Raw genomic sequence first — 15,149 nt, 5'->3', positions numbered from 1 at the left:
AGGCGGGCAGTTCCTTCACCATTTCCTGGAATTTCTACCCCTGCGGCACGGCGATCACTTTCTCCTGGAACGGCACGCCGATGTGGACGGGGAACGCGACCCTCCAGGAGACCAGCGGCACGGTCGCGGCCACCGTGCCCGCCGGCGCCCAGCCGGGCACCTACCCGGTCACCGGCACGTGCACCAACGCCCGGACCAAGCAGCCGCTCACCGCGAGCAGCCGGTTCACCGTCACGGCCACGCCCACCACAACCCCGCCGCCCCCGACCACCACCACTCCGCCGGTCGTGACCACTCAGCCAACCAAGCCCGGCACCACCACGACCCCGCCGCCCACGACCAGCACCACTCCGCCGACGACCACGACGACACCCCCGACGTCCACGACGCCGACCACCCCCGGCACCACGACCACCTCCAGCACCGAGCCCAAGCCGGGCGAACTGGTCCTCGACCGGCCGAGCGTCCAGCCCGGTGACGAGCTGTCGGCGTCCGGGAAGGGCTGCGAGCCGAGCCGGATGGTCACCCTGACCTCCGACGGCGTCGAGGTCGGCTCCGCCTACACCGACGCTTCCGGCGCCTTCACCGCGCCTGTCGAGTTCACGCGGATCGAGGCGGGGCCGCACACCGTCGTCGCCGAGTGCGGGGTGCGGCTGACCGGCGCGGTCGACCAGGTCGTGACGCGGTCGTCCGGCGGGCAGACCGGCACCCTGGTCATCCTCGTGTTCTTCGTGCTCGCGGGCATCACGGTGGTCCGCTTCCGCTGACCCCCGGTTGACATGCAGCCGTTCGGCTGCCTATCGTGCATAGGCAGCCGAACGGCTGCATGTGAACGGGAAGGCGCGATGGACGAGGTGTTCAAGGCGCTGGCCGACCCCAGCCGCCGTCAGCTGCTGGACGCGCTCAACGAGCGCAACGGCCAGACCCTGCGCGAACTGTGCGCGGGGCTGGACATGGCCCGCCAGTCGGTGAGCAAGCACCTGGCCGTGCTCGAGGCGGCCGGCGTGGTCACGACGACCTGGCGCGGCCGCGAAAAGCTGCACCACCTCGACGCGGCGCCGATCAACGCGATCGCCGAGCGCTGGATGACCCGCTACGACCGGCGGCGGGCCGGCGCGCTGGCCGATCTGAAACGAGCCCTGGAGTCCGAACCCATGAACGAATTCGTCTACACCTCCTACATCAGCACGACCCCGGAAAAGCTCTGGCAAGCGCTTACCGAACCGGCGTTCACCCGGCAGTACTGGGGTGTCGCCTTCGAAACCGACTGGAAAAAAGGCTCGCCGATGGTCTGGGCGGAAAGCGGCGCGAAAACGAGCCACCCCGACCAGGTCGTCCTCGAATCGGACCCGTACCGCCGTCTTTCCTACACCTGGCACACATTCACCGACGAATGGGCGACCGGAAACGGAATCGACGCGGAAACGCTTTCGAAGCTGCGCCAGGAAGGCCGTTCCAAAGTCAGTTTCACCCTCGAACCGCAGGGGGAAACCGTGAAGCTGACGGTGCTGCACGACGGCTTCGAGCCCGGCAGCACGGTCATGGCGATGTGCAGCCAGGGCTGGCCCGCGCTGCTCTCGAGCCTGAAGACGCTGCTGGAGACCGGCTCTCCACTGCCCGGAGCGTAACCAACCGGACCAATCGTCCCAACCAGACAGATCTGGCACAGGAAATCGTCTGGTTTCTCCCCCTTTCGTGGGCGCCGGGCTGAAGTCCCGGTGAATTCCCTCCTCTCGACGGCATCCGATGCGGTTTTTCGGGCGATAGGCTCGCATAATCCGTGACCGGTGATGGTCCGATCGAGTGACGGGAGAGCGTGCGTGCCGGGGTCAGTGCGTAGCCGCTGGATCGTGGCGGCCGTGGTCGTGGTCGCCGCGGCGGGAGCCGTCGTGGCGTTCTGGCCGGACAGCGCGTCCGCCGGTGATCCCGAGATCGCGGTGTCGCGCTCGGCGTGCGGCACCGGCTGGGCCGACCCGAAGCCGGGGCCGCAGACGTTCCGCCTGCACAACACCGGGTCGGTGACCGCCGAGGTCGACCTGATCGACCCCGCGACCGGCGTGATCTACGGCGAGGTCGAGGGCCTCGGCCCGGCGACCACCCGGCCGCTGCAGGTCAACCTCGGCAACGGCAGCTACGCGTTCCGCTGCCTGCCCGAGGACGCCGGCGCGATCGTCGGACCGGCGGTGCAGGTCAGCGGCGGGGCCGAGCGGACCGGCCCGGGCGTCGCGCCCGTGACGCACAACGACCTGCTCGGGCCGCTCAAGGCGTACCAGCAGCACGTCACGACGGGTCTCGGCGAGCTGGTCGCGAACACGGGCGCGCTGAAGAACGCCGTCCACGGCGGCGACCGCGCGGCGAGCGAGGCCGCGTGGCTGACGGCCCACCTGACGTACGAGCGGCTGGGCGCGGCGTACGACGCGTTCGGCGACTCCGACGGCGCGCTCAACGGCACCGCCGACGGCCTCCCGAACGGCACCTCGGACGAGGGCTTCACCGGCTTCCACCGCCTTGAACAGGGCCTTTGGCACGCCGAAGACCTGGGCGCGCTCGCGCCGGTGGCCGACCAGCTGGACACGGACGCCCGCGCGCTGCAGGCGTCGTTCGCCGACAGCCAGGTCGACGGCAACGACCTCGGCCTGCGCGCGCACGAGATCATGGAGAACACGCTGCAGTTCGAACTGACGGGCCGCACGGACTACGGCAGCGGCACCACCCTCGCGACGGCCCGCGCCAACCTCGACGGCACCCGCGCGGTGCTGGACGTGCTCCGCCCGTTGCTGGCACCGAGGTACCCGGATCTGTCCAAGGTGGACAGCTGGTTGACGCGCACTCAGACCACTTTGGACGCGGCCCACCACCCGGACGGCACGTGGACCCCGCTGGGGCAGCTGCCGCGGAAGGAGAGGCAGAAGCTGAACGCCGACGTGAGCGAGCTGACGGAGCTGCTGGCCCCGATCGCCGCGATCGCGGAGCCGAGGAGGGTCTCGTGATGGGCCGGCCTCGCAAGACCACGCCGCACCGCGCCGCCACCACCGAGCCGCGGAGGGTCTCGTGATGAGCCGGGCTCGCAGGACCGCGCCGCACCGCGCCGCCACCACCGAGCCGCGGAGGGTCTCGTGATGGGCCGGCCTCGCAGGACCGCGCCGCACCGCGCCGCCACCACCGAGCCGAGGAGGGTCTCGTGACCGACCAGTCTCGTTGTCCCGTGCCCCACCCGGCTTCCGGCGTTCCCCGCCGGTCCTTCCTGCGCCGGGCCGCGGTCGGCGCGGGCCTGACCGTCGCCGCCGGGGCCGGGCTCGGGGCTTCCTCCGGCGGCTCCGCCACCGACAGCACCGCTCCCGTCGCCTTCCACGGCAAGAACCAGGCCGCCATCCTGCGGACCCCGCCGACCCAGACGATCGTCGCCTCCTTCGATGTCGTCGCGCAGAACAAAGCCGAGCTGACCGATCTCTTCCGGGCCATCACCGACCGGGCGCGGTTCCTCACCGGGGGCGGGGCACCCGCCGCCCTCGGGATCAGTGCGCCGCCCGCCGACTCCGGGGTGCTCGGGCCCGTTGTCCCCGGTGGCGATCTGGGCGTGATCCTCGGCGCCGGCGCGTCGCTGTTCGATGACCGGTACGGTCTCGCGAAACTCAAGCCCGCCAAGCTGAAGCCGATGACGACGTTCGCGAACGACGCCCTCGACCCCGCCCAGTGCCACGGCGATCTCAGCCTCACCCTCTCCGCGAACTCCACCGACACCGTGCTGCACGCCCTGCGCGACATCGCCCGCGCGACCCGCGGCGGCATGCAGCCGCGCTGGAAGCTCAACGGCTTCAGCTCACCGCCGCGACCGGAAGGCACCCCGCGCAACCTGATGGGCTTCAAGGACGGCATCGCGAACCCGGAACCGTCCGAAGCGGACAGTCTCGTGTGGATGAACGCCGGCGAGCCCGCGTGGGCCGCGGGCGGCAGCTACCAGGTCGTCCGGCTGATCCGGATGCTCGTCGAGTTCTGGGACCGGGTTTCGCTGGCCGAGCAGGAGAACATGTTCGGCCGCCGCCGCGACACCGGCGCCCCGCTCGACGGCACCGCGGAGACCGACGTCCCCCGCTACGCCGACGACCCGGTCGGCACCGTCATCCCGCTGACCAGCCACATCCGGAAGGCCAACCCCCGCACCCCCGAGACCGACGCCAGCCGGATCCTGCGCCGCGCGGTGAACTACGACCGCGGCGTCGACAGCAACGGCAACCTCGACATGGGCCTGATCTTCGTCTGCTACCAGCAGGACCTCGAGCGCCAGTTCGAGGCGGTCCAGACGCGGCTGGCCGACGAACCCCTCACCGACTACATCTCCCCGTTCGGCGGCGGCTACTTCTTCGCGCTGCCGGGCGTCACCGGCCCGGACGACCACTTCGGCCGCTCATTGCTCGCCTGACACGCGAACCCACCACCACGAAAGGAACCCACTGTGGACAAGAGAACCCGCCGACGACGGCGCGGGCTACTCGGCGCCGGGGCACTCGCCTCGGTGGCGACGCTGGCCGTCGTCACCGGCTCCGCGGCGAGCACCGCGGACGCCCAGCCGCTGAACCTGTTCCCCGCACACGGCATCCCGACGGCGACGCCGATCAAGCACGTCGTGGTCATCTTCGGCGAGAACATCTCGTTCGACCACTACTTCGGCACCTACCCGAACGCGGCCAACACCGACGGCACCCCGTTCCAGGCCGCGCGCAACACCCCGAAGGTCAACGGCCTCGACAAGAAGCTGCTGACGAACAACCCGAACGCCTACAACCCGAAGCGGCTCACGCACGAGCAGGCGCTGACCTGCGACCAGAACCACAACTACGGCGCGGAGCAGGCCGCCTTCAACGGCGGCAAGATGGACAAGTTCGTCGAGAAGACCGAGACGGACAAGTGCACCGGCCAGCCGGTGCTGTTCGGCGAGCCCGGCCTGGTGATGGACTACTACGACGGCAACACCGTCACCGGCATGTGGAACTACGCGCAGCACTACGCCATGAGCGACAACTCGTTCAACACGGTGTTCGGCCCGTCGACCCCGGGTGCGCTCAACCTGATCTCGGGCAACACCCACGGCGGCCAGGCGGTCGACCCGGTGACGCACGAGCCGGTCAGCGACGCCTACGCCGTGCAGTCCCCGGACGCGCACGGCGTCGGCACGGTGATCAACGACCCGGACCCGGCGTGGGACGACTGCTCGGACAAGAACCACACGAGCAAGGACAACCTGGCCACGATGCACGGCCGCAACGTCGGTGACCTGCTCAACCAGCGCCACGTGACCTGGGGCTGGTTCCAGGGCGGTTTCCGTCCCACCGGCGAAGCGAACGGCTACGCGGTGTGCGGCCAGACCCACACCAACGTCGGCGGCAACGCGGCGGTGGACTACAGCCCGCACCACGAGCCGTTCCAGTACTACCCGTCGACGGCGAACCCGAAGCACGTCCCGCCGTCGTCGGTGCAGGCGATCGGCCAGACCGACCGCGCGAACCACCAGTACGACACCTCGGACTTCGACGCCGCGCTGAAGGCCGGCTCGATGCCCGCGGTGAGCTTCCTGAAGGCCCCGGAGTACCAGGACGGCCACGCGGGGTACTCGGACCCGCTGGACGAGCAGCAGTTCGTCGTCGGTGAGATCAACAAGATCCAGCAGTCCCCGGACTGGAAGTCGACGGCGATCGTCCTGGCCTACGACGACTCCGACGGCTGGTACGACCACCAGCAGTCGAAGGTCGTCAACGGTTCGCACGACGCCGCGCAGGACCAGGCGGTGTGCACGGGCAAGCCGACGAAGGTGGGCACGTACGCGGACCGCTGCGGCTACGGCCCGCGCCTGCCGCTGCTGGTGATTTCGCCGTACAGCAAGGTGAACCACGTCGACCACACGCAGACGGACCAGACCTCGGTGCTGAAGTTCATCGAGGACAACTGGTTCGCCGGCCGGATCGGCGACTCGTCGTTCGACTCGCGTGCCGGGTCGATGACCGGGATGTTCGACTTCTGGTGGCCCCAGGCCAAGAAGGTCACGCTCGACCCGAAGACCGGTGCGGTGACACACAGCTAGTCCGCAGTGGACGACGGGCCCGTGGCGACTCCGCCACGGGCCCGTTTTCCGTCAGTTCAGGTGCCGGGCCAGGAAACCCTCGTCGACGCCGATCCAGCGGATCCGCCGGTGATCGCCGGCCGCCGCGATCCGGGGGTCGGCCGCGGTCAGCGGCACCCCGATCGCGGTACCCAGCGAGATGCCGCCGCCGTAGCCGATCGGCGCGGCCCGGCCGATCTCGGGCAGCCGCTGAAGGGCGTCCAGGGTGGCCTGCCATTCGGGGACGGCCCGCTCCGCCGGCGAGCGGGCGTAGCCGATGCTGATCGAGCGGAACCGTTCGGTGTCACCGGAAGCGTGCGCCCGCCGGAAGCCGGCGCGGACCCGCTCGTCTTCGGCCGAGCGCGGGCGGTCGCCGTGCCCGGGCGCGTCGATGGCCACGACGAAGAAGCCATGGCGGGTCACGGCGTCGCGGGCCCGGGCCGCGAGGGCCGGCGTCTTCTTGTGCAGGCCGCCGCCGTGCCCCATCAGCACCAGTGGCGCGTGTGCCCGGAGCCGGGCCGCCCGACCGGTTTTCCCTCACGACGGGTGCACGGGCGCCAGGTCCCAGGCCAGGGTGACGACCGTGCCCGACTCGCCGGACGCGATGTCCGCCCGGTCGGCGCTCGCCCGCAGCAGCATCAACCCGCGTCCCCGCGCGGAAACCGGGCGCGGGTCCACCACCGGGGTCCGCCACTTGCCCTGGTCGGTGATGACCACCTCGATCCGGTCCGCGTGCACCTCCGCGTCGAGGTCGACCGCCCCGGACCCCGCCCCGTCGTAGGCGTGGTCGGCGACGTTGGCCAGCGCCTCGTAGCTCGCCAGCACGATGTCCTGCGCCCGGCCCGCGTCGACGCCCGCCGTGAGGACCCACGCCATCAGGTCGTGCCGGAGCCGCCGCAGGGCCTGGGGCACCGCCTGCACGCCGTGACAGCGGAACGGTCCCGGAGGTTCGTCCATCGGTTGCCTTTCCGGGCCCGTCACTTGGCCAGCGCTTCGTCGACCGTCGCGTGGATGCCGATCCACGTGTCGAGGCCGGTGGTCTTGAGCGGCCCCGACGTCACCGGCGAGTCGCTCACCACCCGCAGTGCGTGCTCGGGCAGCCTGCGGTGCGCCGCCGCGAGCACCTGCAGGCCCGCCGAGCAGAAGAACGTCACCTCGCGCAGGTCGACCACCAGCGTCCGCGGCTCGCCGGCCAGCACGACGCCGACGACCTCCTCGAACTCCGGCGCGCTCACCAGGTCGATCTCCCCCGCGACGCGCAGCACCGCGGCCGTGTCCCGCCAGTCGAGCGTGACCGCCAGCTCGACGGCGGGAAGATCCCGGGATGAAGAGGTCACGGCGCTTTATGGTGCCCCAATCTCCGCCGGCACGCCAACGATGGCCTCACCGGTGCGGCAGCTGGACGACCGTGACCCAGAAGTCGTCGATCTTCCGGACCACCTCGACGAACTTGTCGAAGTCGACCGGCTTGGTGACGTAGGCGTTGGCGTGCAGGTCGTAGCTGCGCACGATGTCCTCGTCCGCTTCGGACGTCGTCAGCACGACCACCGGGATGGTGCGCAGGGACGGGTCCTGCTTGATCTCGCCGAGCAGCTCCCGGCCGTCCTTGCGGGGCAGGTTGAGGTCGAGCAGGATCAGCCCCGGCCGCGGCGCCTGCCCGAAGCGTCCCTTCCGGTTCAGGAACTCGAGCGCCTCGACGCCGTCGCTCGCGACGTGCAGCGCGTTGCGGATCTTGTGGTGCTCGAAGGCTTCCCGCGTCATCAGCACGTCGCCGGGGTCGTCCTCGACCAGCAGGATGTCGATCGGGCCGTGCGTCTGCGTCATGCGTCCCCCTGGTCCTCGCCGGCCGGGATGGTGAAGCGGAACGTGGTGTTCTCGGCCTCGGTGTCGAGCCAGATCCGGCCGCCGTGGTGCTCGACGATCCGGCGGCACAGGGCCAGGCCGATGCCGGTGCCGGGGTACGCGGTGCGGGTGTGCAGCCGCTGGAACAGCGCGAAGACCCGTTCGGCGTACTCCGCGTCGATGCCGATCCCGTTGTCCGACACGGCGAAGACCCAGTCGTCGCCGTCGCGCTCCGCGGTGACCCGCACCTCCGGCGGCGTCTCGCCCTTGAACTTCAGCGCGTTGCCGATGAGGTTCTGGAACACCGCCGTCATCAGCGCCGGCTCGACGCGCACCTCGGGCAGCTCGCCGTGCTCGACCTTGCCGGCGCTCAGCGAGAGCGCGACCTCCAGGTTCGCCACGGCGTCGTCGACCAGCCGGGTCGCCTCGACCATGACGTGCTCGCCCGGCTTGCGCCCGACCCGCGAGAACGCCAGCAGGTCGTTGATCAGGATCTGCATCCGCTTCGCGCCGTCGACGGCGTACTCGATGTACTGTTCGCCGCGCTCGTCGAGCAGGCCCTGGTACCGCTTCTGCAGCAGCTGGCAGAAGCTCGCCACCTTGCGCAGCGGCTCCTGGAGGTCGTGCGAAGCGACGTAGGCGAACTGCTCCAGGTCGGCGTTCGACCGCTCCAGCTCGCGCGTCCGGCGGTCCAGCATCGCGTGCGCCCGCTCGAGCTCGGCGACCTCGTCGAGGATGCGCTGCCGCATCGCCTCGACGTCGGCGCCGAGCTGCGCGATCTCGCGCGGCCCGCTCCCGTGCACCGGCCGGTGGACGTCCTGGTCGGCGACCTGGCGGACCTCGCCCGCCAGCCGCAGGATCGGCCGGGTGATGACTCGCCGCAGCCCGAGGAACAGCACCACGAACAGCAGCACGACCAGTACCGCGACGGCGATGAGCATCGCGGTCAGGAAGCTCGCCGCGCCGTCGAGGTCGGCGCGGCCCTCGTTGCGCAGCGTCGCCAAGTGCGCGGCCTGCGCGTCGAGGGCGCCGCGGACCGCGTCGAACTGGGTCCGGTTGCGGTCGGCCTGGGCCGGGGTGACCGGGGGCGCGGCCGGGATGATGGTGGGCGCGATCGTCGCCTGCCAGATCGACGCGGCCCGCTGGACGCGCTCGAGGTCGTCGCCGATCTGCGTGCCCGGCGTGGCCCCGAGCCGCCGCAGCTGGGTGACGGCGTCGGCCTGCGCGCGGACGCCGTCGGTGTACGGGGTGAGGAAGTCCGGCTGCCGGCCGAGCTGGTAGCCGCGGACCCCGGTCTCCTGGTTCAGCAGGGCCGTCGACAGCTGGATGGCGGCGAGCCGCTGGGCGCCGATGACGTCGAGCAGGCGGTTGCGGGCGTCGGTGAGGTTGTTCATCGCGATCCCGCCGCCGGCCAGCGCCGCGAGCAGCAGGACCGCTTCGACGACGGCGAACAGGGTGAGCCAGCGGCGGATCGTCCAGCCGCGTGCGTCGGCGCTCATCGAACCTGCTTCCCCGGGTCGTGGCTGAGCAGGGCGAGGGCGACGTCGTCGTCGAGCGGGCCGGAGTTGAGCCGTTCGGCGCGGGCGATCAGCTCGTCGAGCAGGTCGGTGCCGTCGAGCCCGGCGTCGTGCTGGATCTCGAGGACGATGGCGGCCATCCGCTCGTGGCCGAGCCGTTCCGACCCGGCGCCGACGCGGCCCTCGAACACGCCGTCGGTGTAGAGCAGCAGGGACCAGCCCGGTTCCAGCGGCACGTCGAGGGCCTCCCACTTCGTGCCTTCGACGACGCCGAGCGGGACCCCGAGGCACCTCCCGGACAGCAGGTGCCCGTCGCCGGGGGTGAGCAGCAGCGGCGGCAGGTGCCCGGCCAGCGACAGGCGCAGGGATCTTCGGTCCGGCGCGACGACGACCATGCAGACGGTGGCGAACAGCGGCTCGATCCGCTCGTGCACCAGCACCCGCTCGACCATGCTCAGCACGTCGGCCATCGGCAGGCCGGCCATCACGAGCGAGCGCCACGCGATCCGCAGCGCGACGCCGAGCGCGGCCTCGTCCGGGCCGTGGCCGCAGACGTCGCCGATCATCATGTGCACGGTGCCGTCGGCGAGCTCGATCGCGTCGTAGAAGTCGCCGCCCAGCAGGGATCCGTTGCGGCCGGGGCGGTAGCGGGAGGCCAGTTCGAGGTGCGGGTCGCGCAGCAGCGGGACGGGCAGCAGGCCGCGTTCGAGCCGCGCGTTCTCGCGGGCGAGCAGCTGCTGCTGCAGGAACTGCTGCTCGACCTGCTCGGCGCGCTTGCGTTCACGGGCGAAGCGCAGGGCCTTCACCAGCAGCGGGCCGTCCACCTGGTCCTTGACGAGGTAGTCCTGGGCGCCGGCGGCGACCGCGGCGACGCCGGTGGCCTGGTCGTGCCCGCCGGTCAGGACGACGATCGCGACGCCGGGCGCGCGCTGGCCGAGCTTCGTCAGCCCGCTCAGGCCCATGGCGTCGGGCAGCTGCAGGTCGAGGAGGACGCAGTCGGCGGTGAGCGGGCCGGCCAGGGCCGCGGCGAGCGTGTCGACGCGTTCGAGCGAGAACGGGACGGAGGTGTCGGCCAGCATCTCCTCGACCAGCAGCGCGTCGCCGTCGTCGTCCTCGACCAGCAGCACGCGCAGGCGGGTGCCGGAGTCCCACGATGAGTCGTGCGCGGCGGTCACCGGCTTCTCCCGTTCGGCTGCTCGTGAGCCAGCACATCCAGACGATCACCCTAGCGGCACCGGCGGCGGCCGCCTACGACCGTGGAACCGGTCCCACGGAGGTAGCGTTTTATAGCACCTCGGTGTGACACCCCGCGGGTAACGGTTCGGGTCGTGACCGTGCCGGAACCGGACGGTCCGGTTTTACGCTGCCGTCATGTCCTCGCGCGCCGCCTTCGCCTGGTGGGGCGCGACCGCGTGCTGGTTCCTCGGTTCACTGCTGGGCGGCCGGCGGACGGCCGTCGAAGCCGCCGTCCCGTTCCCGGTGGCGATCCTCGCGTACGTCGTTTGCGCCGGGCTGTGGGCGCTGCTGGTCTACGGCGCCTACCGCGGGGTCAGGGGGACGCGCGTCGCGCTGGCGATCGCCGGCGCGCTCGGCATCGTGGAGCTGGTCGTGCAGCTGTTCGGGGACGTCGCCATGGGCGCCGCGCTGCACGGCGGGTTCTTCCTGGCCGCGCTGGTCCTTTCGGGCGCCGGGTACGTCCTGCTGTTCAGGCCCCGCTGAGCCGCGCGGCGAGGAACTCCTGCTCGACGGCGTTGTCGCTCAACGCGAGCGCGGCCCGGTAGGCCTCGGCCGCCTCCGCGTCGCGGCCGAGGCGGTGCAGCAGGTCGGCCTTGGTGGCGGGCAGGTAGCGGTAGCCGGCGAGCCGCCCGTCGTCCTCCAGCCGGGCGATCTCGGCCAGCGCCGCCGCCGGGCCGTCGACCAGGGAGACGGCGACCGCGCGGTTGAGCGCCACCACCGGCGAGGGCCACAGCCGCAGCAGCACGTCGTAGAGGGCCAGGATCTGCGGCCAGTCGGTTTCGGCGTAGCTCGGCGCCTGGGCGTGCAGGGCGGCGATCGCGGCCTGCACGCTGAACCGCCCGGGCGGCCCGCCCTTGAGCGCCTCGACGACGAGCCGGTCGGCCTCGGCGATCATCGCGGTGTCCCAGCGGGACCGGTCCTGGTCTTCGAGCCGCAGCAGCCGTCCGGCGGCGTCGGTCCGGGTGGCCCGGCGGGCCTGGTGGACCAGCAGGAGCGCGAGCAGTCCGGCGACCTCGGTGTCGGCGGGCAGCAGGGCCCGCAGCATCCGCGCGAGGTCCAGCGCGCGGGCGGTCAGCTCATCCCGCACGAGGTCGTCGCCCGACGCCGCGGTGTGCCCGGCCGAGTAGAGCAGGTGCAGCACCGTCAGCACGACGGACACGCGCGCCGGCAGGTCCTCGGCCGACGGCACCGCGTACGGGATCCGCGCGGCGGCGATCTTCTTCTTGGCGCGGGTGATCCGGGCCGCCATCGTCGGCTCGGGCACCAGGAACGCGTGCGCGATGTCGGCGGTCGCGACGCCGCACACCAGCCGCAGCGTCAGCGCGATCTGGGCCTCCTGCGCCAGCGCCGGGTGGCAGCACGTGAAGACGAGCCGGAGCCGGTCGTCCGGGATCGGCCCGGTCGGCTCGGGCGGCTCGGCGGCGTCCGGCTCGACCAGCAGCGGCAGCTTGCGCCGCAGCACTTCCCGGTGCCGGACGCCGTTGAGCGCGGTCCGGCGCGCGACCGTGGTCAGCCACGCGCCGGGCCGGTCCGGGACGCCGTCGCTCGCCCAGCGCTTCAGCGCCTGGAGGCAGGCGTCCTGGACGGCCTCCTCGGCCTCGTCGAGGTCGCGGGTGACCCGCACCGTCGCGGCGAGCACGTAGGCCCACTCGCGACGGTGCGCCTCGGCGACGGCGTCGGTGACGTCGGTCAGTCCGGCACCACCTGGAAGTCGACGAGCGGCCGGACCTCGACGCCGCCCTCGACGACCGGCGTCAGCTTCGCGCACGCCAGCGCGTGGTCGAGGTCGCGGGCCTCGAGCACGTACACCCCGGCCAGCACCTCCTTGGTCTCCACGAACGGCCCGTCGGTGACCAGGTCGCCGCGGATCGCGGTGGCCGTCTCGTTCGGTTGCAGGGCCAGGCCCGCGGTCACCTTGCCGCCCAGCGCGCCGATCCGGTCCGGCAACCCGAGGTGCCGGTCCATGATCTCCTTCGGCAGGTCCTCCGGGGGCACCCGCTCGTAGATCAGCACCGCGTACTGCGCCATGTCCGGTTCCTCTCGTCGTGGTCCTTTCCTACCCCGTCACGCGGGGATCGGCGGAATCGACAACGCCGGAGAAATCTTTTCAGCGCGGGGTCAGGGTGAGCGCGAACGTGGTGCCGTCCCCCTGGACCAGCGAACTCAGGTACGCCGTGAACGTGCCGCAGCCGGTGAGGGCCGGGATCGCGTAGGTGCCGGTCACCGGACCACCCGTGGCCAGGGCGAACCCGCCGCCGGTGCGCAGGTCGACCGGGATCGGCGCGCTCGCGCGGCAGCCCGCGTCGGCGACCGGCAGCCCGAAGAGCGTCACCTGCGGCAGCGTCAGGGCCAGCCGGGAATGCGCGACGAAGCCGTCGCCGGTCAGCTCGCCGGTCTGCGGGCCTTCGGGTGTGAACACCAGGTCGGCCGTCCCTGGCACGAAACCGAAGACCTTGAACTCCGCCCGCGTCCGGTCGAACGCCGGGCTGAACCCCGTGAACGACCCGGTGATCGGCGCGGTCGCCCCGAGCGCCTTCAGCGTCGTCGTGCCGGTGACGCCGTAGTCGCGCGCCGCCGCGCCCACGTCGAAGCTCAGCAGCACCGGGTCCTGCCCCGGGTCGAGCGTGCAGTCCGAGGTGAACGAGCCGAGCCCGGTGAACGAGCCGTCCGCCTTCTTCGGCGTCAGCCGGGTGCTGAAGTCCCCGATCGTCAAAGTCGTGCGGCCCGAGTTCGGCAGCCGCACCGGCGGCACCGACCCGGTCGCCCGCGTGGTGAACGCCCCGGACGCCGGTACGGCCGTCTTCGCCACGGTCAGCGGCAGGGCGAGCGGCAGCGTCAACGAGCCGTTGGCCAGCGTCACCCCTGCGGACGCCGTCCCTTCGATGCTCGCCGCGCCGACCAGTGCCAGGCCGCGGGTGGACTTGTCCGGCACGGTCACCGCGACCGTGAGGTCGGAGGTCGTGAACGTGCCGCCGGGCGCGGACGGCACCTCGAAGGACGCCCGCACCTCGACGTCCAGCTTTTGCTTGCCGATCAACGGGAACGGGCAGGTGAAGCTCAGCACCTCGTCGATCGGCGTCGACGCGTCCGCGGGCGGGGCGGCGAACGGCAGCACCAGGCAGGCGAGGCCCGCCGCGAGCGACGACCGGGCTTTCGGCACGGGCACTCCTTTCCGGGGCGTGGCACCGGCCCCCGCCGCGGCGCGACGGGGGCCGGCAGCTCGGATCACTTCTTGGCGAGCACGAGGTCCAGCGAGTTGCCGTCACTCTTGGCGAACGCGCTGATGATGTCGTTGAACGAGCCGCAGTTCTGCAGCGCGGACAGCGAGTACGTGCCCGACAGCTTCCCGCCCTTGAGCAGGTCGAAGTCGGCGCCGGTGGTCATCTCGCTGGTCGACGAGCTGACCGTGCCGCACTTCGGGTCGGTGCTGATCGGGATGCCGAACAGGTTGACCGTGGTGAGGAACGTGTCGAACTTGATGTGCGCCTTGAAGCCGGTGCCGACCAGCTCACCGGTCTGCTGGCCGTTCTGCACGACCTTGACGTCCGAGCTGCCCTGGATGAACCCGAACAGCTTGAAGTCGGTGTGCGTCGGGTTCAGCTTCAGGTCGCCGGTGAACGTCTTGGCCGACAGGTTGACGTCGGCGTCGAAGGAGCCGGTGATCGGCGCGGTGCTGCCGAGCGACTTCAGCGACGTCGACCCGGTGATGCCGAACGAGTACTTGATGCCGCCGCCCGGCGGGGTCGTGGTGGGCGGGGTGGTCGTCGGCGGTGTGGTGGTCGGCGGTGTCGTCGTCGGCGGGGTGGTGGTGGGCGGGGTCGTCCCGCCACCGCCGGCGATGGTGATCGTGGCCAGGGTGTTGTTCTGGCCGGCGTCCTGCGTGCAGGGCGCGTCGATCGTGCCGTCCGGCGTGATGCCGGTGACCGAGCCGTCGGCCTTGCGCGGGGTGACCTTGAGGTTCAGGTCGCCGACGGTGATCTTCGCCTGGCCGGCCTGGGTGAACGTCAGCGACGGGGTCTTGCCCGCCGCGTTGATGTTCAGCTCGCCCGAAGCCGGGATGTTCGTCTTGTCCAGCGTGATCGGGACGTTGACCGGCAGGTTGAGGCTCGGCGCGGCGACGGTCGCGGCGGCCGTCGCGGTGCCCTCGATGGTCGTGGCCCCGATCAGGCTCAGGCCGGCGACGGTGTCCGCGTTGATGGTGGACACCGCCTTGATGTCGAACGCGCCGGTCGGCTGTCCGGTGTTCACCGTGGTCGGCAGGTCGGTGTTGATCACCACCTTCAGCGACTGCGAACCCACCAGCGGCAGCGTGCAGTGGTAGTTCAGCGTCAGCGAGATCGGGTCGGCGGCACTGGTCTGCGCCCCGAGCACCAGTGCGGTGGCGACCAGCCCCACCGCCGCCGTGGCCGCGGCGGCCGCGACCGTCTTCTTCTTGCCTCTTGGGTGACTCACGTTGGTCC

16 protein-coding genes are annotated in these 15,149 nt (G+C 71.5%); 6 read left to right on the top strand and 10 right to left on the bottom strand.

The genetic code is table 11. The features are described 5' to 3' along the window. The first annotated feature begins 80 nt into the window (after positions 1–80). The 5 genes from ACZ7OU_RS15410 (at position 81) to ACZ7OU_RS15390 (ending at position 6,076) form a co-directional block, all read left to right on the top strand. Positions 81–767, top strand: coding sequence for a hypothetical protein (locus tag ACZ7OU_RS15410; protein ID WP_470255464.1), 687 nt, complete (start codon positions 81–83; stop codon positions 765–767). Between the two features lie 78 nt (positions 768–845). Continuing rightward, the gene (locus ACZ7OU_RS15405) at positions 846–1,628 is read left to right on the top strand and encodes an ArsR/SmtB family transcription factor (protein ID WP_470255938.1); all 783 of its coding nucleotides are present in this window, start codon (positions 846–848) and stop codon (positions 1,626–1,628) included. Between the two features lie 204 nt (positions 1,629–1,832). Then, positions 1,833–2,990 (top strand): EfeM/EfeO family lipoprotein, encoded by a 1,158-nt coding sequence (locus tag ACZ7OU_RS15400; RefSeq protein ID WP_470255937.1) that lies wholly within the window; start codon positions 1,833–1,835, stop codon positions 2,988–2,990. Between the two features lie 191 nt (positions 2,991–3,181). Further along, positions 3,182–4,420, top strand: coding sequence for a Dyp-type peroxidase (locus ACZ7OU_RS15395; protein WP_470255463.1), 1,239 nt, complete (start codon positions 3,182–3,184; stop codon positions 4,418–4,420). A gap of 33 nt (positions 4,421–4,453) precedes the next feature. Further along, on the top strand, positions 4,454–6,076 hold the full coding sequence (locus ACZ7OU_RS15390; RefSeq protein ID WP_470255462.1) for a phospholipase C: 1,623 nt from the start codon (positions 4,454–4,456) through the stop codon (positions 6,074–6,076). Between the two features lie 51 nt (positions 6,077–6,127). Here the strand turns inward: ACZ7OU_RS15390 and ACZ7OU_RS15385 are convergent, their stop codons facing one another. The 6 genes from ACZ7OU_RS15385 to ACZ7OU_RS15360 are packed head-to-tail and all read right to left on the bottom strand — an operon-like array spanning position 6,128 to position 10,628. Beyond that, positions 6,128–6,586, bottom strand: coding sequence for an alpha/beta hydrolase family protein (locus ACZ7OU_RS15385; RefSeq protein ID WP_470255461.1), 459 nt, complete (start codon positions 6,584–6,586; stop codon positions 6,128–6,130). A gap of 45 nt (positions 6,587–6,631) precedes the next feature. Next, complete coding sequence (locus tag ACZ7OU_RS15380; RefSeq protein ID WP_470255460.1) at positions 6,632–7,051, bottom strand: ATP-binding protein; 420 nt, start codon at positions 7,049–7,051, stop codon at positions 6,632–6,634. A gap of 20 nt (positions 7,052–7,071) precedes the next feature. Further along, positions 7,072–7,431, bottom strand: coding sequence for an STAS domain-containing protein (locus ACZ7OU_RS15375; protein WP_470241305.1), 360 nt, complete (start codon positions 7,429–7,431; stop codon positions 7,072–7,074). Positions 7,432–7,477: 46 nt separating this feature from the next. Beyond that, positions 7,478–7,918, bottom strand: a complete 441-nt coding sequence (locus ACZ7OU_RS15370) for a response regulator (protein WP_470241306.1) — start codon at positions 7,916–7,918, stop codon at positions 7,478–7,480. Beyond that, on the bottom strand, positions 7,915–9,435 hold the full coding sequence (locus ACZ7OU_RS15365) for a sensor histidine kinase (protein ID WP_470255459.1): 1,521 nt from the start codon (positions 9,433–9,435) through the stop codon (positions 7,915–7,917). Before ACZ7OU_RS15365 ends, ACZ7OU_RS15370 begins: the two co-directional genes overlap by 4 nt. Further along, the gene (locus ACZ7OU_RS15360) at positions 9,432–10,628 is read right to left on the bottom strand and encodes a PP2C family protein-serine/threonine phosphatase (RefSeq protein ID WP_470241308.1); all 1,197 of its coding nucleotides are present in this window, start codon (positions 10,626–10,628) and stop codon (positions 9,432–9,434) included. Before ACZ7OU_RS15360 ends, ACZ7OU_RS15365 begins: the two co-directional genes overlap by 4 nt. A 196-nt stretch (positions 10,629–10,824) precedes the next feature. Here ACZ7OU_RS15360 and ACZ7OU_RS15355 point away from each other — a divergent pair, with 196 nt between their 5' ends. Beyond that, positions 10,825–11,172 carry a hypothetical protein gene (locus tag ACZ7OU_RS15355; protein WP_470241309.1) on the top strand — a complete coding sequence of 116 codons (348 nt, stop codon included), beginning with the start codon at positions 10,825–10,827 and terminating at the stop codon, positions 11,170–11,172. Here ACZ7OU_RS15355 and ACZ7OU_RS15350 read toward each other — a convergent pair. From ACZ7OU_RS15350 to ACZ7OU_RS15335, 4 genes are all read right to left on the bottom strand, one after another. Next, positions 11,159–12,382: an RNA polymerase sigma factor gene (locus ACZ7OU_RS15350; protein WP_470255936.1), complete on the bottom strand. Its 1,224-nt coding sequence runs from the start codon at positions 12,380–12,382 to the stop codon at positions 11,159–11,161. The genes ACZ7OU_RS15355 and ACZ7OU_RS15350 overlap by 14 nt on opposite strands. Further along, entirely contained in the window at positions 12,379–12,717 is a 339-nt protein-coding gene (locus tag ACZ7OU_RS15345; protein ID WP_470241310.1) for a YciI family protein, read from the bottom strand. The genes ACZ7OU_RS15350 and ACZ7OU_RS15345 overlap by 4 nt, the downstream gene beginning before the upstream one ends. A 79-nt stretch (positions 12,718–12,796) precedes the next feature. Next, positions 12,797–13,849: a DUF6801 domain-containing protein gene (locus tag ACZ7OU_RS15340; RefSeq protein WP_470255458.1), complete on the bottom strand. Its 1,053-nt coding sequence runs from the start codon at positions 13,847–13,849 to the stop codon at positions 12,797–12,799. Between the two features lie 65 nt (positions 13,850–13,914). Then, positions 13,915–15,141: a DUF6801 domain-containing protein gene (locus tag ACZ7OU_RS15335; RefSeq protein ID WP_470255457.1), complete on the bottom strand. Its 1,227-nt coding sequence runs from the start codon at positions 15,139–15,141 to the stop codon at positions 13,915–13,917. Positions 15,142–15,149: the final 8 nt, after the last annotated feature.

This window comes from Amycolatopsis sp. NPDC114505 (genome assembly GCF_055633615.1).
Note: the sequence above shows the minus strand (reverse complement) of the source record. Positions and strands in the feature narration are given on the sequence as shown.

Coding starts and splice junctions, on each gene's coding strand:
- ACZ7OU_RS15410 (WP_470255464.1), top strand. CDS start 81: ATGTGGACGGGGAACGCGACCCTCCAGGAGACCAGCGGCACGGTCGCG.
- ACZ7OU_RS15405 (WP_470255938.1), top strand. CDS start 846: ATGGACGAGGTGTTCAAGGCGCTGGCCGACCCCAGCCGCCGTCAGCTG.
- ACZ7OU_RS15380 (WP_470255460.1), bottom strand. CDS start 7,051: ATGGACGAACCTCCGGGACCGTTCCGCTGTCACGGCGTGCAGGCGGTG.
- ACZ7OU_RS15370 (WP_470241306.1), bottom strand. CDS start 7,918: ATGACGCAGACGCACGGCCCGATCGACATCCTGCTGGTCGAGGACGAC.
- ACZ7OU_RS15365 (WP_470255459.1), bottom strand. CDS start 9,435: ATGAGCGCCGACGCACGCGGCTGGACGATCCGCCGCTGGCTCACCCTG.
- ACZ7OU_RS15355 (WP_470241309.1), top strand. CDS start 10,825: ATGTCCTCGCGCGCCGCCTTCGCCTGGTGGGGCGCGACCGCGTGCTGG.
- ACZ7OU_RS15345 (WP_470241310.1), bottom strand. CDS start 12,717: ATGGCGCAGTACGCGGTGCTGATCTACGAGCGGGTGCCCCCGGAGGAC.